The sequence below is a fragment of the Desulforhopalus sp. IMCC35007 genome, from assembly GCF_005116575.1.
Taxonomy (GTDB): domain Bacteria; phylum Desulfobacterota; class Desulfobulbia; order Desulfobulbales; family Desulfocapsaceae; genus Desulforhopalus_A.
Window position 1 is genome coordinate 1 of sequence record NZ_SWCN01000117.1, and the last position, 230, is coordinate 230.

1 protein-coding gene is annotated in these 230 nt (G+C 51.3%); it reads right to left on the minus strand.

The window, feature by feature from the left end; all coding sequences use genetic code 11:
- Window positions 1–230 (minus strand): VCBS domain-containing protein (locus FCL48_RS24840; protein ID WP_136876774.1); only part of this gene is annotated, 230 nt, incomplete at both ends.

Below are 230 nucleotides of genomic sequence, written 5' to 3' on the forward strand. Positions count from 1 at the left end.
CCCCGTTAACGGTGTCACCGGAACCTTCAACCACACTGTTGTCGGCAGGAGTAACATCTGCATCCGCATCATCAATAGAGATGGTCGGTGCACCGTCGGTCAGGCCGTTTACATCGATGGTAAGGGTTGCTTCAGAGGTATCTCCATCAGCATCAGTAATGGTGTAGGTAAAGACATCCTGGATGGTGTCACCATCGTCAAGCGACTGTACATCCGGGTTGCTGTTATCA